Consider the following 23,517-nt stretch of genomic DNA (forward strand, 5'->3'; position numbering starts at 1 on the left):
CTACCCACCGCCACCGGCGCGGAAAACCGGCCGCTGGCCGGCTCCGACAACTTACAGCTTGAAGTTCACGCCCAGATAGAACCGGCGCCCAAGGACGTCGTACTGGCTGGGCAGATAGGGATTGGCCGCCTGGTTGAAGCGCGTCCGCGCATCGCCGGTGACGTCGTCCGTGAAGAAGCCGACATAGGGCGGGGAGACATCGAACAGATTGTCGATGCCGCCGCGAATGGCGACGTTTTCCATCACATCATAGCGGAAGTTCAGGTTGAACAGGCTGTAGGCCGGCGCACCTGCCACCGTGGTTGCCGTGTCGGTGGCGGACTGCACGGACTTGACCGAAGGCTTGTGCTGCCACTGCAGGCCGATATTGGCCGGGCCGACCGAATAGTTCAACCGGGCGAACAGTTTCCACCGATAGGCGCCGGGGTTGGCGCCCACGGCATTGGCCGAATCCGGGCCCAGCGTACCGGCATAATCGGTCAGGGGCACGGCAATCTGGTCCGGCGTGGTCTTGAAGCTGTCGAGATAGTTGAAGTTGATATTGGTCGAAATCGCACCCGGCAGACCGATGCCCGCATCTTCGAAATTCAGACCCCAGTCGAGCTGGACATCGAAGCCGGCCGTCTGGATCGCGCCCTGGTTACTGAACCGGATTTCGACCGTCTGCATATTGCCGTTCACTTCATCGCGTTCGATGCGGCCGCAGGCGGCGTTCAATTCGAAGTTCGGATTGAACTCTTCGGTAAAGCACTGGCGCAACACTGAATCGATGCCCTGCAGCGAAATCCCGTCTTCCAGCTTGATGTTGTAATAGTCGACCGACAGCCGCAGACGCCGCAGCCAGGGATTGTCGGACAGGCCACTGATCACGCCACCGATGGTGTAGGTGGTGGCATTTTCTTCCCGCAGACCGTCTGCGCCCAGTTGCAGGGCGGTGAACAGCTGTGAACCGAGCAGATAGTCGGTGCGCGCGGGATCGTAATACAGCGCCGCCCCTTCGGCGCCCATCATCTGGCGGCACAGCGCCTCAACCCGCGCGGCGGTGCCGTTGGTGTTGAGGTCGGGGTTGGCGGAGTAATTCCCGTAACGCTGCGGCGAGGTGTTGTTGAGGCGCGAACACGGATCGCCATCGCCGGTGTTGAGCAAGGTGTTGGTGCGTGCCGTGAACAACTCACCCAGATTGGGTGCACGGCTGGCAGTCTGATAACCACCACGGAACCGCAGCCAGTCGGTCGGGGCCCATTCGCCATTGATCTTGTAGGTGCCGATCGATCCGACCGAATCATAGTCGGACAGACGATAGCCCAGCTCCAGGTTCAGCTCCTTGGCGAAGGGCAGGTCGGACAGGACCGGGACCAGCAGTTCGCCATAGAGTTCGCGGACGGAGGTCGAACCGATGCTGCTTGCCTGGGGGAAGGTGGTCGTGGTCTCGAGGAAGGATGAGCCTTCGAACGCCGAACTGTCGGAGGTGAATTCGATCGAGTTGCGGCGATATTGCCCACCGACGGCGAAGCGCAGCTTCCCGGCGGGAAGTTCGAACAGGCTGCCCTGCAGATTGGCTTCCAGCACTTGCTGGCCGATCTTGTTTTCGAACTGCAAATCCGCGCTGGTGGCCGTGTCGCAATCCGCGCTGAAGGCGGAATTGAGGATGAACGGGCTCAGGCCGGTATCACAACTGGCTGATGCGCCATAACGCTGGCCGTTGTTGCCCAAGGCGAAGAAATTGGCGCCGTAATTGGGCGAGGTCAGAATCGCGCGGAACCGTTCGAGCGAAATCAGCCCGACCAGATTGGTCTTGGCCACGGTTTCACCATGCGAACCCACCAGATCCCAGGTCAGATCGGTGCCGGGGATGGACCCCTCGAAACCGAGCTGCATCTGGAAGGTGTTGGTGAAGTTTTCCGTCCCCCGGCGGCCGAAGGCGTCGAGCGAGAAATTGGCATTCCAAGGGCCATTGGGATCGGCACGGCTGTCCAGCAGGGCAGCGATATTGGCCGGAACCGGGAACACCTGCTTGTTGGTGCAACCGCCGATCGGGCCGCAGTTCAGGCCGAAGCGCCCACCGGCCATGAAGTCCGGATTGGTCGGGTTGTCACTCAGATCGCCCGGGGTGCTGTCGGGCAGCACAGAGGATGATTTGAAGTTCGCGACGCCATTGATGTAGGGGCTGCCGACATAGATATTGTCGTCATAGGGGATCGGCGTGCCGGTGGAACCCAGCAGCACGGTGTTGAACGACAGCGATCGGGTCTGGGTGCGGGCGAAATAGGCTTGGCCGACGAATTTGGCCCAGCTGGTCAGCTCGTAATCGCCCTTCGCGAAGAAGGAATAGCGATCCTGCGGAGCAGACAGGATGCGGTCTGGATTGTTCTGTTCCAGCAGCCCGTTGTCGATGATCTTGCGGTTTTCATCCGCAAAGCCGCCCTGATAGTTCAGCAACAGCGGATGATAAACACCGTTCACCGTGGCGGAGGTGTTGATCCAGTTCGTGCCGTCATCGTTGAAATAGATGCTGGCGGTGCGCGGAATGTTCACACCCGCCGGACGACCGGGGAAGAAGCTGTTGATGGCATTCTGCCCGAACGGATTGGTGCCCGGGGTGGACACATAGTTTTCCGACAGGAAGAACTCATCGCCCCGTACGAAGGGATCGGCGGCCGCCCGGCGATAGCTTTCGCGGTCCGACCGCAGCAACTGCTCGCGCTTGTAATACTCCATGCCCAGGATGATCCCGCCGCGACCATCGTCAAGCGCGGCACCGAGCAGGGTGGAAACACGGTATTCCGCACCACCGCCCTGTGGCGAAAAGCTGCTCTGGGCGTCGAAATCGATACCGGTGAAATCATCTTTCAGAATGAAGTTGACCACGCCGCCCACAGCATCGGCGCCATAGGTGGACGATGCGCCGCCGGTGATGATCTCGACCCGCTGGATCGCGGCCGAAGGAATGGTGTTGATGTCGATCACGCCGGTGCCGTTGATCGGCGTGGCGCGGCGGCCATCCAGCAGCACCAGGTTGCGGTTGGCGCCCAGCTGGCGAAGGCTGATGGTCGAAGCGCCAGGGGTGACATTGGCGTTCGGCTGGATTTCGGCGGCATCGAACTGGGTCAGCGCTGGGCTGAACTGCGGCAGCTTGTTGAGATTCGCTTCCAGATTGACGGCGCTGCTCTGTTCGATCAGCTCGGAATCCACCGACACGATCGGGCTCGTCGCGTTGTAATCGGGCCGGGCGATGCGCGAACCGGTGACGATGATGCTTTGCTGCTGTTGCGGCGCGGCTTCTTCCCCGGCGGCCGGGGCGGCATCCTGCGCGAAGGCGGGCATGGTGATCGCCGCGCTGCAGGCCGATCCGGCCAGCAGCAGCGCACGGCAAAGTCTTGTCTTCTCTGAAATCCTCATGGTCTTCCCCTCTGGAAATCCCCGGCGGCTCCGCATCCGGGGCTTTCATTGTTCTCTTCGGGGGAAACACGCCGTCACATCTGTCACCGCTCCGGGGCGCGACCGGCCACGGGCGGAAAGCACGCATCCGTGCATCCGCCTTGCGGCACTTCCCGTTCACGGGCCCTGTTGCGGGCGAAGACGATTACGCGTGGGCGCTCTCCCCGGGCTGCCGATCTTGTCCCGATCGGCTTGCCTGGGGAATTGGTAACAATGATAAACCATTTAGTCGACATATGATTTTTAATCATACTGTTCGTACAAGAATGATTATCAGACATAATCAATTTGGGTTGGTCGGGTGGCACCCGGCATCCGCCGAACACGGATTGTCGCTGGCCGAACGGCACGCAGGAAAAGCCCCAGCCTGCGAAGGCAGGCCTCAGGGAGCCCGAGCCCGTTGGTCCGGCAAATTTCAGGGTGCAGAATTGGGACAGCGACAACTGCGCTGTGGCAAAATTCTGTTACAAACTAGGATGTAAGGCGCAGTCAGCCTGTCGGCATCAGCCTATTGCGCCGATCAGGGTGCGCCAAAGCGCATCCTGGCAGGGAATCAGGCGATCACCCCGAACATGTCATGTGCGTCGGTTTCCTCGATCGTGACATTCACGAAATCGCCAGGCTGCACCGTCGCCGGCACATTGCGCAGATAGACCTGGCCATCGATCTCGGGCGCATCCGCCTGGCTGCGACCGGTCGCGCCGATGTCGCCATCCTCGTCGGGCTCGCCCACTTCGTCGATGATCACCGGCACGGTGCGGCCGACCTTGGCCTGCAGCCGTTCGGCGCTGATCCGCTCGGTGACTTCCATCAATCGGGCGTAGCGTTCTTCCTTCACCTCTTCGGGCACAGGATCGGGCAGATTGTTGGCGGTTGCGCCTTCAACCGGTTCGAAGCGGAACGCGCCCACGCGGTCGAGCTGCGCTTCTTCCAGCCAGTCGAGCAGATAGCGGAAATCCTCTTCCGTCTCGCCGGGAAATCCGACCACGAAGCTGGAACGGATCGCCATGTCCGGCGCAATCGCGCGCCAGTTCTTCAGCCGTTGCAGCACCTTGGCGTCATTGGCCGGGCGCTTCATCGCTTTCAGCACATTGGGGCTGGCGTGCTGGAACGGAATGTCGAGATAGGGCGTCAGCAGCCCCTCCGCCATCAGCGGGATCACCGCATCGACATGGGGGTAAGGATAGACATAGTGCAGTCGGGTCCACGGCACCTGCCCGTTGGGCGTGCGCAGCTGGCCCAGCTCGCGCGCCAGATCGGTCATATGGGTGCGGACGGGGTTGCCCTTCCACATCCGCTCTTCATGGCGGACATCCACGCCATAGGCACTGGTGTCCTGGCTGATGACCAGCAGTTCGCGCGTGCCGGCGGCCACCAGCTTTTCCGCCTCGCGCAGCACGGCATCGATCCGGCGGCTGGCCAGCTTTCCGCGCAATTGCGGAATGATGCAGAACGAACAGGCGTGGTTGCAGCCTTCGGAAATCTTCAGATAGCTGTAATGGCGCGGGGTCAGCTTGATGTCGGGCTGGGGGATCAGATCGACGAACGGGCCTTGGGTCGGCGGGGCCGCCTCATGCACGGCTTCGACCACCTGTTCATACTGGTGGGCGCCGGTTACGGCCAGCACCTGGGGGAAGCGGGCGCGGATGGTTTCCGCCTCCTCACCCATACAGCCGGTCACGATCACGCGGCCGTTTTCGGCAATGGCCTCGCCAATCGCCTCCAGGCTTTCTTCCTTGGCCGAATCGAGGAAACCGCAGGTGTTGACCACCACCACATCGGCGCCCTGGTAGTCCGGGCTCATGGCATAGCCATCCGCACGCAGACGCGTCAGAATCCGTTCGGAATCAACAAGCGCTTTAGGGCAGCCGAGGCTGACCATGCCCACGCGGCGGGCTTCGGGAATCCGGGTTGCCATGATCGGCGCGCCTGTACACGGATGCGGGGCTTTGGGCCAGAAGGTTTTCCAGCCAGGCGAAACCACCCGCCCGCCCCGGCAACCGTCCAGCCTGTCGGGCGCTCACCCGCCCGATGCAAACCGCCGCGCGTCAGGCCTTGCCGGCCGTTTCCGGCGTAGGGATGATTTCCACGATCGTATCGCCTTCCTGCAGGGCCTCGCTGCCGGGTTCCCAGAAACCGATCACTTCATGCCGGCGGTGAATGCGCAGGCCTTGCCCGCCTGTCGCCAGCCGGGTCAGCGGCCGGCCGATTTCCTCCGGCAGCACCGGCCGTTCGACCAGTTCCACCCGCCCGCCGACAGAGGCCAAATCGGCAAGATATTCGGCCAGATGCGCGCCCTGGGCGCTGCCGGCCAGCAATTGCCCGGCAAAGCGCACAGGGTTGATCACATTGTTGGCCCCGGCCTGGTGCGCCAGCAATTCATTGTCGGCCGCCCGCACCACCACGCTGATCGGCACATTGGGCGCCAGATGGCGCACCGTCAGCACGATCAGGATCGAGGAATCGTCGCGCCCGGCAGACACCAGCACGGTGCGCGCGCGCGAAATGCGCACGGCGTGCAGATGCTCGTCGCGCGTGGCATCGGCCCTGATGACATTGCAGCCCAGTGCCTCGGCCTCGTTCAGCCGTTCGGTCCTGGTGTCCATCACCACGATATCGGCCGGCTCGGTGCCGCGCTGGATCAGTTCGTTGACCGCTTCGGATCCGGAAACCCCGAAGCCGAGCACCACCACATGGTCCGACAGCTTTTCCTGAATCCGGGCCATGCGCCATTTCTCCCAGCTGTATTTGATGATGAAATTATAGGCCGCGCCCACGAAGATGAAGATCACGATGAAGCGGATCGGGGTCACGATGATCGCTTCGACCATGCGGGCCCGGTCGGTCACCGGGGCGATATCGCCAAAACCTGTCGTGGTGATCGATATCATCGTGAAATACACGACATCGGTGAAGCTGACGTGGCCGTCGTGATTGTCCTGCAATCCGCCGCGATCCAGCCAGTGGATCATCACCACCACCATCACCAGCATCATCGCCGCGCCCACCCGCAGGCCCAGATCGGCCCAGACGGGAATATGCAGCCCGCGTTTCAGCGGGGTGAAATTATGCGGTGCCCCGCGCCCGATGCGATAGGGGAACCGGCGGGCCAAGGCTCAATTGCCCCCCGTCTGCCCCAACAGGGGCGCGGGATCGACCGGGGTTTCGTTGCGGCGGATCTCGAAATGCAGTTCCGGCCGCGTGGCCGTGCCGCCCTGGCCGCCGATGCCGATCCGCTCGCCGGTCTTGATGGCATCGCCGGCCTTCACCGTCACCCGGGTCAGATGGCCATAGGATGATGTCCAGCCATTGCCATGGTCGATGATCACCAGCTTGCCGAAGCGTGTCGGCTCATCGCCCGCGAACAGCACGGTGCCGGTGCCCGCCGCGCGGATCATGTCGCCGGGATTGACGGCATAATCGATGCCTTCATGCCCGCCACCATCGGCGCGGCGGCGCCAGCCCAGCAGCACCGCCCCATCATGCGGGCGGCGGAAATAGGGGCGGCTCGGCGTGCTGGCGGTGGTGCTGGCTGCGCGTTCGGGCAGCACGGCGGGAATGATCAGCCGCTGTCCGGCGCGCACCGTGCCGTCGGCGGGCAGCTGGTTGGCAATCGCGATCTGGGAAAAGGGTACGCCATATTGATAGGCGATGCCAAATCCGGTTTCGCCCGATTTCACCACATGGTTGCGCTGGCGCGGGATGATCAGCTTCTGCCCCAGGCGCACGCGATAGGGTTCGCTCAGCCCATTGGCCACGGCAATCACGCCCAGCGATACCCCGGCGCGATTGGCAATGCCGCCCAGCGTTTCCCCTTCGGTTACCACATGCTCGGTCTCGGTCCGGGGGTCACCGGCGGCCAGCAGCAATACGGCAAAGGGAAGCAGGGCAAGCCGTTTCATTCCGCATATCCTTCCGCAAGAATACCGATCGATGCATGATGGGTCAGGTCGAGCTGTAGCGGCGTCACGGAAATGAAGCCATCATTCACGGCTTCCAGATCGGTGCCATGATCCAGCGTATGTTCGACATCATGCAGGCCGAACCAGAAATAGGGGCGCCCGCGCGGATCCACCCCTTCGACCAGCGATCCGCGCTCATAATCATGGAACCCCTGCCGCACCACGCGGATGCCGCGAACATCATCGGCCGCCAGCGCCGGGAAATTGACATTCACCACCGTGCGGCGCGGCAGGCGTGTCGTCATCAGCGGGGCGATCACCTTGGCGGCCCAGGCCTTGGCGGCGGCAAAGCCATGGCCCTGTCCGCGCATTGCCTGGCTCAGCGCCACGGCGGGAATCCCCGCCAGTGCGCCTTCCATCGCGGCTGAAACCGTCCCGGAATAGGTGACGTCGTCGCCCAGGTTTTCGCCATTGTTCACGCCTGACAGGATCAGATCGGGCGCATGTTCGGTGAAGAGCTTGCGCAGCGCCAGATTGACCGAATCCGTTGGCGTGCCGGTCACCGCATAGCGCCGCTCGCCATGTTCATGTAGGCGGACCGGCTGATGCAGCGTCAGCGAATGTCCGACGCCGGATTGTTCTTCCGCCGGGGCGCAGACCCACACATCGTCGGACAATTCGCGCGCGATGGCCTCCAGCACGGCGAAGCCGGGGGCGTGGATGCCATCGTCATTGGTCAGCAGAATGCGCATCGGTTCTCCCCGGCTCAGGCAACCGGCGTCAGGCGGTCGATGCCCCCCATGTAACCGCGCAGCGCTTCCGGGATGATGACAGAGCCGTCATCCTGCTGATAATTTTCCAGCACCGCCACCAACGTGCGGCCCACGGCCAGGCCCGATCCGTTCAGCGTGTGGACGAATTCGGTGCGCTTGGCACCTTCCGGGCGGAAGCGGGCGTTCATGCGCCGCGCCTGATAATCGCCGCACCAGCTGATCGAACTGATCTCGCGATAGGCGGCCTGCCCGGGCAGCCAGACTTCTAGGTCATAGGTCTTCTTGGCCGTGCCGCCCATGTCACCGGCACACAGCAGCATCTTGCGGTAAGGCAGACCCAGCGCTTCCAGCACCGCTTCGGCGCTGGCGACCATATGGCCATGTTCGGATTCCCAGTCGTCGGGGCGGCAGATGGTGACCAGTTCCACCTTCCAGAACTGATGCTGGCGAATATAGCCGCGCGTATCGCGCCCGGCCGCGCCCGCTTCGGAGCGGAAACAGGGGGTCAGCGCGGTCAGGCGGATCGGCTGCGCCAGATCGCCCAGGATATGTTCGCGCACCGAATTGGTCAGGCTGACCTCGGCAGTCGGGATCAGCCAGCGGCCATCGGTGGTGTGGAACAGATCCTCGGCAAATTTGGGCAATTGCCCGGTGCCGAAGGCAGCCTCGTCGCGCACCAGCAGCGGCGGGGCGCATTCGCTGTAACCGCGCTGCGCGGTCTGGAAATCCAACATGAACTGGCCCAGCGCGCGTTCCAGCCGCGCCATCTGCCCGCGCAGAAACGCAAAGCGCGCGCCGGACATGGCGGCCGCCGTTTCGAAATCGAGCCCCAGCGCCGGGCCCAGATCGGCATGTTCCTTCGCTTCGAAGGCGAATTCGCGCGGCGTGCCCCAGCGCGACACCTCGACATTGTCGGCCTCGTCCTTGCCGGCGGGCGCATCGGGTGCAGGGATGTTGGGCAGCCGGGCCAGCCGGTCGTCCAGCTCCGCGCCCAGCGCCTTTTCTTCTTCTTCCAGCGCGGGGAGGGTGGTCTTCAGCGCGGCCACTTCGGCCTTCAGCGCCTCGGCCGTGGCGGTATCGCCCTGGCCCATGGCCTTGCCGATCGCCTTGGACGCATCATTGCGGCGCGACTGCGCCTCCTGCACCTGCGTGGTCAGCGCACGGCGGCGCTCGTCCAGCGCCAGAATGGCGGATGCGGCCGGCTCAGCCCCCCGAAGGGCTAGGCCGGCGTCAAAGGCTTGCGGGTTTTCCCGGATGATACGCAGATCGTGCATGGCGCATGCCTATGCCTGCGCGCCGGGCGCATTGTCCAGTGGTTCGCCATGTTTCGCGGCGGGCAGTTTTGCGGGCATGCTCATCGTTCGGAAGCTCGGCAAAAACGGGCTGCAGGGAATTGGTGTCATGTCCTGGGCCCAGCCACCCGCTTGTAGGGTTTCGGTCGCCAGGGGAGCGCCTCTATAAGGTCGCCATGCCCCCTCCTGCGATCACCCTTGCCATCGTCGGCGCGGCCTATCCGAACAAGGACGGCAGCAACCGCCAGTTCTCGATCGCCATGTGCAGCCCCGGCGATCCGCTGCACCTCGTGCCTGAACCCGACAATCCCATCGACGAACACGCCATCGCAGTGTTCAGCGAACATGGCGAACAGATCGGCTATGTCACTTCGGAACGGGCGCCCTATCTCAATGGGCTGATGCGGGCGGGGCATGAACTGCACGCGGTCTATCAGGCGCGCACCAAATGGGGGGCGTTTGCGCGCATCGGCATTGATGAGATGCCCAGGCTGGTTCCCTCAACCACGAAGCCAGCCGTGCCGGTTGAGGATGACAGCGGCTTCTATCCGAATTTCATCCCGCCTGACGACTGATTAAAGCGGCATTGCCGGGGGAACCAAATGCAAGGATGCCGGATCGTCGGCTGCTCCATGACATCCGCGAGCGGACGCCATGGTGGGCGCGACAGGGATTGAACCTGTGACCCCACCCGTGTGAAGGGTGTGCTCTACCGCTGAGCTACGCGCCCGCCTTATGGACTGTGCCGCTGATGGATCAGCTGCGTGTCCGGCAGGGGCGGGCCTTTGCCATGGCTCCGGCGTGCTGGCAAGCCCTCCCCAGACAGAAAAACACAATCGGAAAAATCAGCCGATCAGAAACTCCCGGATCATCATCCACACGCCGCTCTGCGGCTCGGTGCGGGCGGTGCCACGGCTCAGCCGCACCGGTGTGGCGGGGCATTCCAGGCAATGGGCCATGGCCCCGCGCGATGAAAACAGCCGGTCCAGATCGGACACGGCCTGCGCCGTCAGCGCACCCTGCTGATCGGCAAAGCGGGAGAACATGTCCCCGCCCACCGCCTTACGGGCGCTGTTCTGCCCCAGCAGGCTCGCCAGCAGCATGGCATTGGAATCCGGCGCGGTGCTCAGATAGGCGGTCTGCCACTCGTCATCCTTCAGCTTGGCCTGCTTGGCGGCCCATTCCAGCGCGGTGTTGAGGCTGCCGAACTGATCGACCAGCCCCAGCTGGCGGGCGCTGCCGCCGTCCCACACGCGGCCCTGGCCCAGCTCGTCGGCGCGTTCCGGCGTCACCTTGCGTGATGCGGCCACCAGGCTCAAGAAACGGCGATATCCCGAATCGACGCTCGCCTGCAGAATGGCGTCGGTTTCCGGCGTGAAGCCGGCGGCTACATCGGGCTGGCCCGACAGCGGCGTGGTCTGCACCCCGTCGGATGTCACGCCCCATTCGGCCAACGCATCCTGGAAAGTCGGCACCACGCCGAAGATGCCGATCGATCCGGTAATCGTGCCGGGCTCGGCAAAGATCCGGTCGGCCGGGGTGGACACCCAGTAACCGCCGCTGGCGGCTACATTGGCCATCGATACCACGATCGGGATCTTGGCGTCCTTGTGCCGCAGGATGGCGCGGCGAATGGCTTCGGAACCGGTCACCGTGCCGCCGGGCGAATCGACCCGCACCACCAGCGCGGCCAGCTCATCGTCCAGCGCATCGTCCAGCAGCGCCACGATGCGTTCGGCGCCCGCTTCGCCGGGGCCCGCCTCGCCATCGCTGATTTCTCCGGCAATGGTGATCACGCCGATCTTCTTCGCGCCCGACCGGTCATCCCCCGGGCCGATCGCGGCCAGCCAGGGATCGATTTCAGTCGCGGCAAAGGCGCCCGGGCTTTTGTCCAGATCATCCTTGCCCACCAGTTCGGCCAGCCGCTTGCCCCATTCGATGCGGGTGCCCACGCGGTCAGCCAGCCCGGCCTTCACCGATGCCTGTGCCACGTCGCCGCCGCTGGCGTTCAGCCATTCCACCACATTGCCGGTCACCAGCGCGATATCGGCCTTGGGGCGGGCCTTCTTCACATCCGCCTGCCATTCGTCCCACAGCGTGCCATAGAGCGATTGGGCATTCTCGCGCGCTTCGGGGGACATGCCGCTCAGCAGATAGGGTTCGACTGCGCTCTTGTAGGTGCCGACGCGATAGACCTTGGCGCGGATCTTCAACTTGTCGAGCAGGCCGGCATAATACATGCGCTTGCCGCCGGGGCCGGCAATGGCGACCCCGCCCAGCGGATCGACCCAGACTTCGGTCGAATGCGCGGCCAGCAGCATGGCATCATCGGACAGAGCAGTGCCATAGGTCAGGATCGGCTTCTTGGTCGCGCGGAACCGGTCCAGCGCATCACCCAGCGCCTGCATATGCACCTGTCCGCCACCCAGGAAGGTGGACAGGTCCAGCGCCAGCGCCTTGATCCGGTCGTCCTTCGCGGCCTTGTCGATCGCCCGCACCAGATCGCGCGCGGCATATTGGCGGGTCGGCACGGCAGAGGACAGCAGCGCGTTCAGCGGGTCCACATTGGCGACCTCTTCCACCACGCTGCCATCCAGCTGCAGCAGCAGGGCGCCTTCGCGCACCTTGGCCGGGCTGGGGCGTACGCTCAACGCGGCGGCAATGGCGGCGAAGAACAGCAGCAGGAACAGCAACGCCAGCGCATCCTTGATCCCGACCAGCAAACGCCAGACTTTGCCCGCAAAAGCCATTCCATACCTTTCCACACGCGCGGCCGTTCCGGCCCCAAGCGCACAATAGGTAGCGAGGTTTCCCACCAGTTCCAGCCGTTTCGGCTTGAGCCGCGCCCCACAGCGCGTTAGTTGCCCGGCTTTAATGACATCGCTGCCACCCACCCCGCCCGCAGGTCGCTATCCGGCCGGTGCGCTTGCCTTCCCGCATCGCGATCTTCTCGCCATCGGGCAGCTGCAAACGCATGAGATCCTCTATCTGCTCGACGAGGCAGAACAATGGGTGGCGCTCAACCGCCAGGCCTCCAAGCACAGCAATGCGCTGGCCGGGCTCACGATCATCAACGCCTTCTTCGAAAACTCCACCCGCACGCTGCTGAGTTTCGAGATTGCCGGCAAGCGGCTGGGCGCGGACGTGGTCAATATGCACGCCGCCCAATCCAGCGTGAAGAAGGGCGAAACGCTGATCGACACGGCGATGACGCTCAACGCCATGCGCGCGGATGCGATCGTGATTCGCCATGGCAGTTCGGGCGCAGTGCGGCTGATTTCCAACAAGGTCGATTGTCCGGTGCTCAATGCCGGGGACGGGCAGCATGAACACCCGACCCAGGCGCTGCTGGATGCGCTGGCCATCCGCCATGCCCTGCGTGCGCGGGGCCGTAATGAATTCAACGGGCTGCGGGTGACGATCTGTGGCGATATCCTGCACAGCCGTGTGGCCCGCTCCAACATCCTCTGCCTGCAGGCATTAGGTGCTGTCGTGCGCGTCTGCGCGCCGCCCGCGCTGATGCCGGCGGAAATCGAGATGATGGGCGTTGAACCCTTCCACGATTTCGACGCCGCGCTCGACGGGGCAGAGGTGGTGATGATGCTGCGGCTGCAGAATGAACGGATGGACGGCCAGTTCATCCCCAGCCCGCGCGAATACCGCCATCTTTATGGCCTGACTGTCGAACGGCTGGGCCGCGCGGCGAGTGATGTGATCGTCATGCATCCCGGGCCGATGAACCGGGGCGTGGAAATCGACAGCAATGTCGCCGATCTGCCCGGCACCTCGATCATCACCGATCAGGTGGAAATGGGCGTGGCCATCCGCATGGCCTGCCTCGACGTGCTGACCCGCCGCGCGCGCGGCGTGGACGGCTGGGGCGAAAAACAGGCACGACCGGGGGATTGGGTATGAAACAGGCACGCCCCTTGATCATCACCGGCGCGCGGCTGGTCCTGCCTTCGGGCGTTACCCCCGGCGCGCTGCGCAGCGTGGGTGGGGTGATCGACGCGGTCGGCGATGTGCAGCCGCAGGATGGCGACGAGATCCACGATGCGCGCGGCGCGCTGCTGGCGCCTGGCCTCGTCGATTTCGGCGTCTTCGCGGTCGACAAGCCGGCGTTCCACTTCGGTGGCATCACCCGCGCCGCGCTGATGCCTGATCAGTCGCCCGCGCTCGATCATCCCGCGCCGGTGCGATTCGCGGCGCTGAGCGGCAAGCCGGATTTCTGGGTCCACCCGCTGGCCGCCGCCACCGTGGGCCTGGCCGGCACGCATCTGGCCGAAATCGCCCTGATGCGCGACGCTGGCGCGCGCGGCATTGCCACCGGGCGGCGCTGGATCGCGGACAGCGGCGTGATGATGCGGCTGATGCGCTATGCCGCCATGCTCGATCTGGTGGTCGTGACCCATGCCGAAGACGGCGGCCTCGCCGGCACCGCCGTTGCCACAGCCGGGGACATCGCCACACGGCTCGGCCTGCCGAGCGCGCCTGTGGAGGCCGAAGCGCTGGCCGTGGCGCGCGATATCGCGCTGGCCGAAATCACCGGCGCCCGGCTGCATCTGCGGCAGGTGACGACCGCGGGCGCGCTCAAGCTGGTGCGCGCGGCCAAGGCACGTGGCGTGGCCGTCACCGCCGGCGTCACCCCGGCGCATTTCATGCTGTCGGATCTGGCGCTGGTCGAATTCCGCACCTTCGCCCGCCTGTCCCCGCCGCTGCGGTGTGAGGCGGATCGCCAGGCAGTGATCGCCGCGCTGGCCGATGGCACGATCGACGTGGTGTCCTCCGGCCACGATCCGCGCGGCCCGGAAGACAAGCGCCTGCCCTTCGCCGATGCTGCGCCGGGCATGGCCGGGGCGGAAACGCTGCTCGCCATGGTGCTGACGCTGGTGCGCGACGGGGTGATCGGGCTCGAACGCGCCTTCGATCTGCTTGCCCGCAATCCCGCCCGCCTGCTCGGCGTCGATGCCGGGGAACTGCGCGTGGGGGCGGAGGCGGATCTGGCGCTGATCGATCAGGATCGGCCCTGGGTGGTCGATTCGGCGCGCATGGCGGCAACGGCGGGCAACACCCCGTTCGATCGCCAGCCCGTGCAGGGCCGCGTCACCGCATTGTGGAAGGGCGGGGTCGAAGTCGACGACTGAGCCGCCCCACAGCCAGCCCGATACAAAAAGGGCCGGTCCCCAACTGGTGACCGGCCTTTTTTTGTTTTCAGCGCGATGCGAGCCGCGCGTTCTGCGTCGATGGCGCTTCGGCCATGGCGATGCAATTGCTGCCCTTGGCCTTCACCTTGCCGCACAGCGCATTGGACTGCGCCACATTCATGCCGCCGGCCGCGACGCGCCAGTATTGGCGGCCGTTCACATTGGCCTGGGTGATGACCATGCGGTGGTTGGCCAGTTCAGGGTATTGCCGGACATAGGTGCCCCAGGCGCGGCGGGCGCCCTGTTCGCTGGTGAAGCTGCCCAGCTGGACCTGCCGATTGCCACCCGCGGCCGGCGCCGGGGTTGCGGCGGCGACGCGCGTTGGGGCGGGGGCAGGGCGTGCCGGTGCGGCAGTGGGGCGCGCCGGTGCGGGCGCTACGCTGGCGACAACCGTGGGGGTCGGGCGCGCCATCGGCGCCAGCGCCGGCGGCTGTTGCACTGCGCGCGCGGCGGGTGCGGTCGGCACGGGCGTCACACCCTGGCGCACGGGCGCGCTGCGAGCTTCGGGCGATTGGGCGAACCGCACGGCATCCTGCGCCACCGTCGCCAGCGATCCGCCGGCCGGGGCCTGGGTGGCGAAGGCGGTCTGGAAATCGCGTGGGCGTTCGATCGCCGGCGCGCGATAGCCTTCCAGCGCCACGGTCGGGTCGACGGTCTGCGGCCCGCTGGTCGCGGCAGCCAGCGCCGGCAATTCGCCGGACGGCTTCGCCGCACCAGCCGCTTCGGCCAGCACCTGGTTCACTTCGGGCGATGTGTTCAGCGCCAGCCGCGCAGGCTGGCCGGCATCGGCCACATTGGCCGGCACGTTCAGCAGCGTGGCGATACGCGCCTGATAGGCTTCGGGCGCCACGGTGCGGCTCCACTGGTCGATCCGGCTGTCGATCTGGTCGGCCGGCACATCCTGCTGCGCCATCAGCCGCGCTTCGCGCCAGCGGCCGGCTAGCGCATAGGAATAGGCCAGGTTCTGCCGGCTCTTGGCCGTGTTCTGGCCGCCGCGAATGCTGCTTTCCAGCACGGAAATCCCGCGCGCCGGGTCACCGGCCAGCGCATAGGCCAGCCCGATGTCGGCGGCGGCGAGCTCTTTCTCCCAATCGCCGAGCAGAGCTACGGCCTCGGGCTGCTTGCCTTCGCCGATCAGCGAAAGGGCCATGCTCAGCGCGGTCCGCGCCGATGTATCGCCCAGCGTCATCGCATCGTCGAAGGCGCTCGCGGCAGAGGCGAAGCGACCGGCGTCGAGATAGGCCCGGCCCAGCATCGCACGATAGGACGCATTGCGCGGTTCGCCCACCACGGCCTCTTCGGCCAGGCGGATGGCTTCGGGTGTCTGGCCCACAGCCAAGGCGTCCTGCGCCTGCCCGGCGGAGGCTTCGGCGCGGGGGGATTGGCCTTCGGTGGCGCAGCTGGAAAGCAGCACCCCGGCCAGCGCGGTGGTGACGGCATAGCCGAAGAACCGGCGGTGATTGCGTGGGTTGCTCATGGCGTGAAGGCCTCTCTGTCGCATGTCAGCTGCGCTTGAGTTGGGTTGCGAGGTTTTCGATTTCGGGCAGTTCGTTCAGGAAACGGTCGAGCGCCTGGGTGACGAGCTGTTGCGCGCTGCAATTCTGCGCCGCACAGGCCAGCCGCAGGCGCAGGTGGCGCTCTGCATCCAGCCGCAGGGTGAAGGCGGTGGTTTCGGCGCGTGGCGCCGGTGTTGGTGTTGGCGCCGCCCGCGAACCGATCGCATCGGCGATCGCGCGCTGCTGGCGGTGCACCTCCAGCCCTGTGTCCTGCGGTTCCACGTCCGCGTCCGGTTCGCGCCAGTTCGGGCGGGCCGCATCGGCGGGGGCAGATCGGGGGGAAGGGCGGGGCATGACGGTCGGCCTATTGCGCCACTGGGCGGCTGGCGGCGCTGTCCGGCTGCAGGGCCTTGCGCGCCATGCTCCGATCCGCTTTCCGCAATGCCAGTGCCGGGACGTGCACGCCGAATTCCCCTGAATGTCGATGACAACGGTGGTTGTCTGTCCGTCGACGGGGATCGCAAATCCTGTTAAATTTTTGGTTAATAGGGCCTCATGCGGGCGGCCGCAGGCACGCGCGCCGTCCCGTTCAGGCACAAATGCACCGGTAAAGCCGGATCCGGGCCTGCATAAAGGCTTTGCTAACGATGGATTTCCTATGGCAGCGTCAAAGCGATTGGAAGAAGCAAGGAACGGGTTGATGCCGCCGCGGCCGAATAAACCGATATGGGGCCTGCGCCGGTCATCGCGGCGCATGTCGCCCAGGCCCTTGCTCGCCATTCTTCTGGTCGGCGGGGCCGCATTGCTGACGGCGCCGGCTCAGGCCGATGTGAAGGCCGGGGTCGATGCCTGGAGCCGGGGGGATTACACCACCGCCGTCCGCGAATGGGAAGGTCCGGCGCAGGCCGGCGACGCCGATGCCATGTTCAATCTGGGTCAGGCCTATCGGCTCGGGCGCGGCGTCCCGCAGGATGCTGCCCGCGCGGAACAGCTCTATGCCCGCGCGGCGCAGGCCGGCCATCTGCAGGCCGCCGACACCTATGGTCTGATGCTGTTTCAGGATGGCCGCCGTCAGGCCGCGCTGCCCTATGTCGAAGATGCCGCCCGGCGCGGCGATCCCCGCTCGCAATATCTGCTCGGCATCGCGCATTTCAACGGCGATGTGGTCACGCGCGACTGGGTGCGCGCCTATGCGCTGCTGACCCTGGCCAATGGCGCCGGCCTGCCTCAGGCGGCGGCTGCCGTGGCGCAGATGGACAATGATATCCCGCTCGCTCAGCGGCAGGAAGCGGCCGCGTTGGCCGTGGAAATGAAGCAGGAAGCCGATCTGGCCCGCGCCACCGAATTGGCCTCGCTCGATCTGGCCGATGGTGCCGGCAGTTCCGCGGCACGGCGCCCGTCGCGGCCGGCGGCGGCTTCTCCGGCCAGTACGGCCTCTGCTCCGGCGATCGCCGCCGCGCCATCCCGCAACACGCAGCGCCCGGCGCAATCGAGCGCCGTGTCGCCTTCGGTCGCGGCCGCGCTGGCCGCCGTTGCCGAGGCGCGCCAGGCCACCGGCACCGAAAGCCCGCAGGATGCCGGCGCATCCTTCGCCCGGCCTTCCAACCCGCCGCAGCGGGCCGCCGCCCAGCCTGCGCCCGCGCCTGTGCCGCGCCCGACCCAAGTGGCAGAGGCTCCGGTGCGCAGCCAAATCCAACCCAGGCCGGAACCCCGGCCCGAACCTGCGCCACGCCCGGCCCCCGCCGCCCGCAATGCGGCAACCGGCGGCGCTTGGCGCGTGCAGCTGGGCGCCTTCTCGGTGGCGGGCAATGCGGAACAGCTCTGGGCGCGGTTGCGCAACCGGCCGGAATTGTCGGGTGCGGAACGCGTGATGGTGCCGGCTGGCAATGTTACCCGCTTGCTGGCAGGGGGGTACGCCAGCCAGGCGGCGGCCGATACGGCCTGTCGCGGGCTGAAGCGGGCAGGAATTGATTGCATGGTCACGCAGCGCTGATCCGCGCCCGGGCGTCTCCATGAAGGGGGCGTGATGAGGTCGGACAATCAGCAAGCGGCAATGCCCCTGGCGCCCGTCGCCCATGACCGGCTGCTCTCGCTCGATTTCATCCGTGGCCTGGCGGTCATGGGCATCCTGTTTTCCAACATCACCGCCTTTGCCCATCCCACGCTCGCCTACAGCTGGCCCGGCGCGCTGCCGGCGGGTGGCTGGGTGTCGGATGGCTGGGTCTGGCTGTTCCAGTTCGTGCTGGTCGACGGCAAGTTTCGTGGGCTGTTCACCCTGCTGTTCGGGGCGGGCCTCTATCTGTTCAGCGAACGGCTGCTGGCCGGCGGCGCGGATGATCGGGTGCAGATGCGGCGCCTGTTCTGGCTGCTGATTGTCGGCCTGCTGCATTTCGTGCTGCTGTTCAGCGGCGATGTGCTGACGCTCTATGCCATTTCGGGCTTCGTGATCCTGCCGATGCTGCACTGGTCGGCGCGGCGGCAATTGCTGGCCGGTCTCGTCTGGTATGCCGCCGGAACCCTGCTGATGTGCGCCGCCATGGGATCGCCTGCCATGCTGGAGGGGTCACCCGAACGGCAGGCCGAATCCAGCCTGCAATGGCAGGGGCTGGAAAAAGCGTGGCAGGATCGGGTGGCAGAGACCGCGCAGGAACAGCAGGTGGTGCAGAGCGGGAATTTCGCCGCCGTCATCCGCTTCCGCGTAACTGAACATGCCGGCGCGCTGACGCAATTGCCGTGGCTGGCGGTGATGGAAACCATCCCGATGATGCTGATCGGCATGGCGCTCTATCGCATGGGCTTTTTCGCCTCCCGCCCGAACCGGCGCCGCCTTGCCCTGGCCTGGCTGGGGCTGATCGGCGGCGCGCTGGCCACGCTGCCGATCGGCCTGTGGGTGATGGCCGAACGCTTCCCGCCCTTCCTTACCGATCTGGCCCTGTTCGGCCTGTCCGCCTTTCCCCGCCTGCCGATGGTGATCGGCGCGGCGGCGCTACTGGTCTGGCTGACGCCGCTGGTGCAGCAGGGCTGGCTCGGCGGGCGGATCATCGCCGCCGGGCGCATGGCTTTCAGCAATTACATCGGCACCTCGCTGGTGATGGTGCTGCTGTTCCAGGTTTTCGCGACAGACCGCTTCGGCATGCTGCACCGGCTCGATCTGCTCGGCTATGTCGGCATGGGCTGCCTGCTGATGCTCGGCTGGTCGGAACCCTGGCTGCGCCGCTGCCGCCACGGTCCGCTCGAATGGCTGTGGCGCTGCTTGGTCTATGGCCGGTGGCTGCCCTTCAGGCGCTGATATCTCCCGTTCAGAGCGATTTCTAAGCAGGTGGAATCACCTGCTGACTCGGAAATCGCGGCAAACAAAAAGAGATAGAGCGGCGATCCGATGCAATCGGATCGAAAACCGCTCAATGCGAAGTCTTCGCAAAGGGCTTGCTACTGCAAGCAATTCGCATTAACTTGGCTACATCGTCTGGGAGAGTCGTGACCGATGTACGTCTGCATCTGCAATGCAGTGAAAGAAAAGGACTTCCGTGGCGCCGCCCGTCGGTGTTCCGGGGGCGATGCAGAACAGGTCTATGCCACCATGGGCAAGGTGCCGCAGTGCGGCCAGTGCCTGGAAGATGCCGAAGATATCCTGTTCGAAGAACGCCAGCTGTGCACGCGCCTGCCTGCTGCAAATGCTTGTCAGGGTTTGCGGGGTCTTGCACCCGCATAAGGCAGGCGGCTGACTTGCATTCGCAAAAGCCCTTCTTTCTGCGGGTTTTTGTTGTTTCCCATTGCGGAAATTCTTGCCACTCCAAGGGGAGGGGCCCATCTGCACGCCATATCCAATCGGAGTACGGCAGATGAAGGGTGACGAAAAAGTCATCGAGTTCCTGAACAAGGCACTCACCAACGAACTTACCGCGATCAACCAGTACTGGCTGCACTATCGCACGCTCAACCACTGGGGCGTGACCAAGCTGGCCGAATATGAACGCCACGAATCCATCGACGAGATGAAGCACGCAGACGTGCTGGCCGAACGCATCCTGTTTCTGGACGGGCTGCCCAACTTCCAGGCCCTGCACAAGCTCAAGGTCGGCGAAACGGTCGAGGAAATCCTCAAGGCCGATCTCGCGCTCGAATATGAAGCCGTGCCGCTGCTGCGCGATGCTATCGCCTATGCCGAAAGCGTGCGCGATTTCGTCAGCCGTGAAATCTTCGAACGCATCCTGGAAAGCGAAGAAGAACATATCGATTTTCTCGAAACCCAGTTCGACATGATCGAGCGGATGGGCCTGCAGAACTATGTGCAGCTCAATTCGCGCGCACCCGAGGCGCATTGATCGGCCTTGTGGGCGGGCGCTGAGGCAGCCCGCCCCTCCTGCTGCCGGTTTTTCGCGCCGGTGACGGTCGAGGCGCTGCTGGCGCAATTCGGCCTCCCGGCGATTTTTCTCGGCGCTGCGGCCGAAGGCGAAACCGCCGTCATACTGGGCGGCGTGATCGTCCATCGCGGGTTGGCCGGCTTCATCCCGGCGGTGGCGATGGCCGCGCTCGGCTCGTTTCTCGCCGATCAGCTGTTCTTTTTTCTCGGTCGCCGTTTTCGCGATCATCCCCGCATCCAGGCATTGCGCCGCCGCCCGGCCTTCGATCGCGCGGCCCGGCTCTTTGCGCGCTATCCCACAGGTTTCGTCTTCCTGTTCCGTTTCCTCTATGGCCTGCGCACAGTCAGCCCGTTGGCCATCGGCACGCTGGATTTCCCACCCGCCCGCTTCCTGCTGCTGAACGCGCTCGCGGCGCTGCTGTGGGCCTCGGTCTTCATCACGCTCGGCTATGTGTTCGGCCAATCGGTGGAGGCGCTGTTCGGCCGCATTCGCCCCTTCGAACATGTGCTGCTGGCCGTCGTCGCGCTCTCGGTCGTGGGCGCGCTGCTGTTCCACCTGATCCGTCGGCGGCGCCACCGCGCCGGCTGACCGGGCTTGCCATCCGGCCCCGCTTGCGGCGTTATGCCGCGCAACAACAGAAGGGATCAGGGATGGATTGGGAAGCGGAAGTGCGCGCGCTGGCGGCACGGCTGGATGCGGTGGAAAAACGCGCGCAGGCAGCGGAAGATCATCTGGCGGTGGCCAATCTCCAGCGGATCTACGGCTATTATGTCGACAAGAGCCAGTGGGAACATGTCGCCGATCTGTTCGCCCGCGATGCCACGCTGGAAATCAACGGGCGTGGCCGCTTCTTCGGCCATGAACGGATCCGCGAATACATGCGCCACTTCGGCCCGCCGCCGCCCGGCCTGCTGATGAACCACATGCAATTGCAGCCGGTCATCCACGTCGCCGATGACGGCCAGACCGCCAAATGCCGCCTGCGCGCGTTGATGCAGGTCGGGCGCATGGGCGGGGAAGCGATGTGGGGCGAATGCCTGTATGAAAACGAATATGTGAAGGAAGACGGCGTGTGGAAAATCGCCGTGCTCAAATCCTGGCAGGTGTTCTACACCGATTTCGACAAGGGCTGGGCCAAACACGCCATGCCGCTGCTGATGGATTTCGACGATCTGCCGCCGGATGAAAAGACGCAGCCCTATCCGGTCTATCCGGATTTCTATCTGCCCCCCTACCACTACCGCAACCCGGTCAGCGGAAGGGAATAGGCGCAGTCCCCCAAATGGAGTCGTCCCAGCGAAGCCTGGGAGCGTTCTCAAACAGGAAATACCCTAAAGTTTCGAATCGTTGCACCGACTGGATTCCCGCCTTCGCGGGAATGACTGAGGTAGGTGATTGTTTTAATTCGTCATTCCCGCGAAGGCGGGAATCCAGCAGCAACCTCAAATCCCGGCAAGGCAGCCCCAAACATCAGCGACGATATTGCCCCACCACGTCGCCCCGGCGAAAGCCGGGACCGCTCGCAATCAAAGCGCCTGTTCCCCCACGCCCTCAGGCAAACGGGTTCTTCGGGCTCTTCAGCGTCAACCGCACCGGCACCGCGCCAAAGCCCAGTTCGCGCCGGATGCCATTGATCAGATAGCGTTCGTAACTCTTGGGCAATTCGGTCAGCCTCGTACCGAAAATCACGAAGCGCGGCGGGCGGGTGCCGACCTGGGTGATATAGCGCAGCTTGATCCGCTTGCCGCCGGGGGCCGGCGGCGGATTGGCTTCCAGCGCATCGTCGAACCAGCGGTTGAGCCCAGCGGTCGGCACGCGGCGGCTCCAGGCTTCGCGCGTTTCGAACGCGGCCTGCAGCATGGTGTCCAATCCCTTGCCGGTCATCGCCGATACGGCCAGCAGCGGCACGCCGCGCAGCTGCGCCAGCCCTTCGTCCAGCGCGGTGCGAATGCCGTTGAACAGGCTGCTGGCGTTTTCCGCCACATCCCATTTGTTGATCGCGATCATCAGCGCGCGGCCTTCCTCGATCACCATGTCGGCAATCTTCAGATCCTGCACTTCCAGCCCGCGCGTGGCATCCAGCAACAGCACCACGACTTCGGCATAATCGACCGCCCGCTTGGCATCCTGGACGGACAGCCGCTCCAGCTTGTCCTGCACCTTGGCGCGCTTACGCATGCCGGCGGTATCGACCAGCTTGATCTGCCGGGTCTCGCCGCTCTTGGGGTCGGTCCATTCCCAATCGACCGAAATCGAATCGCGGGTGATGCCCGCTTCCGGGCCGGTCAGCAGCCGGTCTTCATCCAGCAGCCGGTTGATCAGCGTGGATTTGCCAGCATTGGGACGGCCGACAATCGCCAGTGACAGCGGCGCAGTGGTGTCGAATTCCTCGCCGTCATCGGCATCTTCCGAATCGGCCGCCTCGTCATCGCCCCAATCGTCGATCAGCGGCAGCAGGGCGGTAAACAGATCGGTCATGCCTTCGCCATGCTCGGCGCTGAAGGGCACCGGTTCGCCAAGTCCCAGCGCATAGGCTTCCATGATGCCGCCTTGCCCGGCCATGCCTTCGGCCTTGTTGGCCAGAACCACCACGGGCACGCCCTGCTGGTGCAGCCAGCGGGCGATTTCCTCATCCAGCGGGGTCACGCCGGCGCGCGAATCGATCACGAACAGCGCGACATCCGCGCCTTTCAGCGAAACTTCGGTCTGCGCGCGCATCCGGCCGGGCAGGCTGTCGGGTTCTTCATCTTCCCAGCCAGCGGTATCGACGGCCTGGAATTCCAGATCCAGCAGGCTCGCGTCGCCAAATCGCCGGTCGCGCGTCACGCCGGGCTGATCGTCCACCAGCGCCAGCCGCTTGCCGACCAGCCGGTTGAAGATGGTGGATTTGCCGACATTGGGGCGGCCGATGATCACAACTTGGGGGAGAGGGCGTTTTGCCATCCGCCGCAGGTGCAACCTGACGCGGCGCTTGGCAAGCGAAAGCAGGCGAAAGATTATCAGGGCGTTTACCAAAGGCGGAGAGGTGGCCCTAACCCGAATGCGGCA

19 protein-coding genes and 1 tRNA gene are annotated in these 23,517 nt (G+C 65.0%); 9 read left to right on the top strand and 11 right to left on the bottom strand.

The genetic code is table 11. From position 1 onward, the window contains the following. Positions 1-51: 51 nt before the first annotated feature. From GRI97_RS03580 to serS, 6 genes are all read right to left on the bottom strand, one after another. Positions 52-3,399, bottom strand: a complete 3,348-nt coding sequence (locus GRI97_RS03580) for a TonB-dependent receptor domain-containing protein (protein ID WP_161389740.1) — start codon at positions 3,397-3,399, stop codon at positions 52-54. Between the two features lie 592 nt (positions 3,400-3,991). After that, a complete protein-coding gene (gene rimO / locus GRI97_RS03585) occupies positions 3,992-5,356 on the bottom strand; it encodes a 30S ribosomal protein S12 methylthiotransferase RimO (RefSeq protein ID WP_161389741.1) in 1,365 nt (454 codons plus the stop codon). 130 nt (positions 5,357-5,486) lie between these two features. After that, a complete protein-coding gene (locus tag GRI97_RS03590; RefSeq protein WP_235917593.1) occupies positions 5,487-6,551 on the bottom strand; it encodes a potassium channel family protein in 1,065 nt (354 codons plus the stop codon). A gap of 3 nt (positions 6,552-6,554) precedes the next feature. Continuing rightward, entirely contained in the window at positions 6,555-7,340 is a 786-nt protein-coding gene (locus tag GRI97_RS03595; protein ID WP_161389742.1) for a M23 family metallopeptidase, read from the bottom strand. After that, positions 7,337-8,092, bottom strand: a complete 756-nt coding sequence (surE, locus tag GRI97_RS03600; RefSeq protein WP_161389743.1) for a 5'/3'-nucleotidase SurE — start codon at positions 8,090-8,092, stop codon at positions 7,337-7,339. Before surE ends, GRI97_RS03595 begins: the two co-directional genes overlap by 4 nt. Positions 8,093-8,106: 14 nt before the next feature. Next, complete coding sequence (gene serS / locus GRI97_RS03605) at positions 8,107-9,387, bottom strand: serine--tRNA ligase (protein WP_161389744.1); 1,281 nt, start codon at positions 9,385-9,387, stop codon at positions 8,107-8,109. A 194-nt stretch (positions 9,388-9,581) separates the two neighbouring features. Here serS and GRI97_RS03610 point away from each other — a divergent pair, with 194 nt between their 5' ends. After that, positions 9,582-9,980, top strand: coding sequence for an HIRAN domain-containing protein (locus GRI97_RS03610; RefSeq protein ID WP_202392564.1), 399 nt, complete (start codon positions 9,582-9,584; stop codon positions 9,978-9,980). Between the two features lie 80 nt (positions 9,981-10,060). Here the strand turns inward: GRI97_RS03610 and GRI97_RS03615 are convergent. Both GRI97_RS03615 and sppA read right to left on the bottom strand, forming a co-directional pair. After that, positions 10,061-10,135 (bottom strand) — tRNA-Val (locus GRI97_RS03615). A gap of 115 nt (positions 10,136-10,250) precedes the next feature. Continuing rightward, positions 10,251-12,155, bottom strand: a complete 1,905-nt coding sequence (gene sppA, locus GRI97_RS03620; RefSeq protein ID WP_161389746.1) for a signal peptide peptidase SppA — start codon at positions 12,153-12,155, stop codon at positions 10,251-10,253. Positions 12,156-12,279: 124 nt separating this feature from the next. On the opposite strand from sppA, the gene GRI97_RS03625 reads away from it, so the two are divergent. Both GRI97_RS03625 and GRI97_RS03630 read left to right on the top strand, forming a co-directional pair. Beyond that, entirely contained in the window at positions 12,280-13,320 is a 1,041-nt protein-coding gene (locus GRI97_RS03625) for an aspartate carbamoyltransferase catalytic subunit (protein WP_161389747.1), read from the top strand. After that, positions 13,317-14,549 carry a dihydroorotase gene (locus GRI97_RS03630; RefSeq protein WP_161389748.1) on the top strand — a complete coding sequence of 411 codons (1,233 nt, stop codon included), beginning with the start codon at positions 13,317-13,319 and terminating at the stop codon, positions 14,547-14,549. Before GRI97_RS03625 ends, GRI97_RS03630 begins: the two co-directional genes overlap by 4 nt. A 67-nt stretch (positions 14,550-14,616) precedes the next feature. On the opposite strand, the gene GRI97_RS03635 is transcribed toward GRI97_RS03630, so the two are convergent. Both GRI97_RS03635 and GRI97_RS18345 read right to left on the bottom strand, forming a co-directional pair. Then, entirely contained in the window at positions 14,617-16,086 is a 1,470-nt protein-coding gene (locus GRI97_RS03635) for a tetratricopeptide repeat protein (RefSeq protein ID WP_161389749.1), read from the bottom strand. 25 nt (positions 16,087-16,111) lie between these two features. Beyond that, positions 16,112-16,459, bottom strand: coding sequence for a hypothetical protein (locus GRI97_RS18345; RefSeq protein WP_202392684.1), 348 nt, complete (start codon positions 16,457-16,459; stop codon positions 16,112-16,114). 415 nt (positions 16,460-16,874) lie between these two features. On the opposite strand from GRI97_RS18345, the gene GRI97_RS03640 reads away from it, so the two are divergent. The 6 genes from GRI97_RS03640 (at position 16,875) to GRI97_RS03665 (ending at position 21,737) form a co-directional block, all read left to right on the top strand. Next, positions 16,875-18,098, top strand: a complete 1,224-nt coding sequence (locus GRI97_RS03640; protein ID WP_235917594.1) for an SPOR domain-containing protein — start codon at positions 16,875-16,877, stop codon at positions 18,096-18,098. A 60-nt stretch (positions 18,099-18,158) separates the two neighbouring features. Then, positions 18,159-19,394 carry a DUF418 domain-containing protein gene (locus GRI97_RS03645; RefSeq protein ID WP_161389751.1) on the top strand — a complete coding sequence of 412 codons (1,236 nt, stop codon included), beginning with the start codon at positions 18,159-18,161 and terminating at the stop codon, positions 19,392-19,394. Positions 19,395-19,589: 195 nt separating this feature from the next. Continuing rightward, positions 19,590-19,817, top strand: coding sequence for a (2Fe-2S)-binding protein (locus GRI97_RS03650; protein ID WP_161389752.1), 228 nt, complete (start codon positions 19,590-19,592; stop codon positions 19,815-19,817). A gap of 130 nt (positions 19,818-19,947) precedes the next feature. Then, positions 19,948-20,430: a bacterioferritin gene (bfr, locus tag GRI97_RS03655; RefSeq protein ID WP_161389753.1), complete on the top strand. Its 483-nt coding sequence runs from the start codon at positions 19,948-19,950 to the stop codon at positions 20,428-20,430. 60 nt (positions 20,431-20,490) lie between these two features. Beyond that, positions 20,491-21,057, top strand: coding sequence for a DedA family protein (locus GRI97_RS03660; RefSeq protein ID WP_161389754.1), 567 nt, complete (start codon positions 20,491-20,493; stop codon positions 21,055-21,057). Between the two features lie 62 nt (positions 21,058-21,119). Beyond that, positions 21,120-21,737 (top strand): nuclear transport factor 2 family protein, encoded by a 618-nt coding sequence (locus tag GRI97_RS03665; protein ID WP_161389755.1) that lies wholly within the window; start codon positions 21,120-21,122, stop codon positions 21,735-21,737. A gap of 283 nt (positions 21,738-22,020) precedes the next feature. Here GRI97_RS03665 and der read toward each other — a convergent pair whose 3' ends face one another. Then, on the bottom strand, positions 22,021-23,412 hold the full coding sequence (gene der, locus GRI97_RS03670) for a ribosome biogenesis GTPase Der (protein WP_161389756.1): 1,392 nt from the start codon (positions 23,410-23,412) through the stop codon (positions 22,021-22,023). Positions 23,413-23,517: the final 105 nt, after the last annotated feature.

It is taken from the genome of Croceibacterium xixiisoli (assembly GCF_009827305.1).
GTDB classification, from domain to species: Bacteria; Pseudomonadota; Alphaproteobacteria; order Sphingomonadales; family Sphingomonadaceae; genus Croceibacterium_C; species Croceibacterium_C xixiisoli.

Excerpts from the sequence above, each read along its gene's own strand:
- GRI97_RS03580 (WP_161389740.1), bottom strand. The coding sequence starts at position 3,399 with ATGAGGATTTCAGAGAAGACAAGACTTTGCCGTGCGCTGCTGCTGGCC.
- bfr (WP_161389753.1), top strand. The coding sequence starts at position 19,948 with ATGAAGGGTGACGAAAAAGTCATCGAGTTCCTGAACAAGGCACTCACC.
- GRI97_RS03610 (WP_202392564.1), top strand. The coding sequence starts at position 9,582 with ATGCCCCCTCCTGCGATCACCCTTGCCATCGTCGGCGCGGCCTATCCG.
- surE (WP_161389743.1), bottom strand. The coding sequence starts at position 8,092 with ATGCGCATTCTGCTGACCAATGACGATGGCATCCACGCCCCCGGCTTC.
- GRI97_RS03650 (WP_161389752.1), top strand. The coding sequence starts at position 19,590 with ATGTACGTCTGCATCTGCAATGCAGTGAAAGAAAAGGACTTCCGTGGC.
- GRI97_RS03595 (WP_161389742.1), bottom strand. The coding sequence starts at position 7,340 with ATGAAACGGCTTGCCCTGCTTCCCTTTGCCGTATTGCTGCTGGCCGCC.
- GRI97_RS03625 (WP_161389747.1), top strand. The coding sequence starts at position 12,280 with ATGACATCGCTGCCACCCACCCCGCCCGCAGGTCGCTATCCGGCCGGT.
- GRI97_RS03645 (WP_161389751.1), top strand. The coding sequence starts at position 18,159 with ATGCCCCTGGCGCCCGTCGCCCATGACCGGCTGCTCTCGCTCGATTTC.
- GRI97_RS03665 (WP_161389755.1), top strand. The coding sequence starts at position 21,120 with ATGGATTGGGAAGCGGAAGTGCGCGCGCTGGCGGCACGGCTGGATGCG.
- serS (WP_161389744.1), bottom strand. The coding sequence starts at position 9,387 with ATGCACGATCTGCGTATCATCCGGGAAAACCCGCAAGCCTTTGACGCC.
- der (WP_161389756.1), bottom strand. The coding sequence starts at position 23,412 with ATGGCAAAACGCCCTCTCCCCCAAGTTGTGATCATCGGCCGCCCCAAT.
- GRI97_RS03635 (WP_161389749.1), bottom strand. The coding sequence starts at position 16,086 with ATGAGCAACCCACGCAATCACCGCCGGTTCTTCGGCTATGCCGTCACC.
- sppA (WP_161389746.1), bottom strand. The coding sequence starts at position 12,155 with ATGGCTTTTGCGGGCAAAGTCTGGCGTTTGCTGGTCGGGATCAAGGAT.
- GRI97_RS03630 (WP_161389748.1), top strand. The coding sequence starts at position 13,317 with ATGAAACAGGCACGCCCCTTGATCATCACCGGCGCGCGGCTGGTCCTG.
- GRI97_RS18345 (WP_202392684.1), bottom strand. The coding sequence starts at position 16,459 with ATGCCCCGCCCTTCCCCCCGATCTGCCCCCGCCGATGCGGCCCGCCCG.
- rimO (WP_161389741.1), bottom strand. The coding sequence starts at position 5,356 with ATGGCAACCCGGATTCCCGAAGCCCGCCGCGTGGGCATGGTCAGCCTC.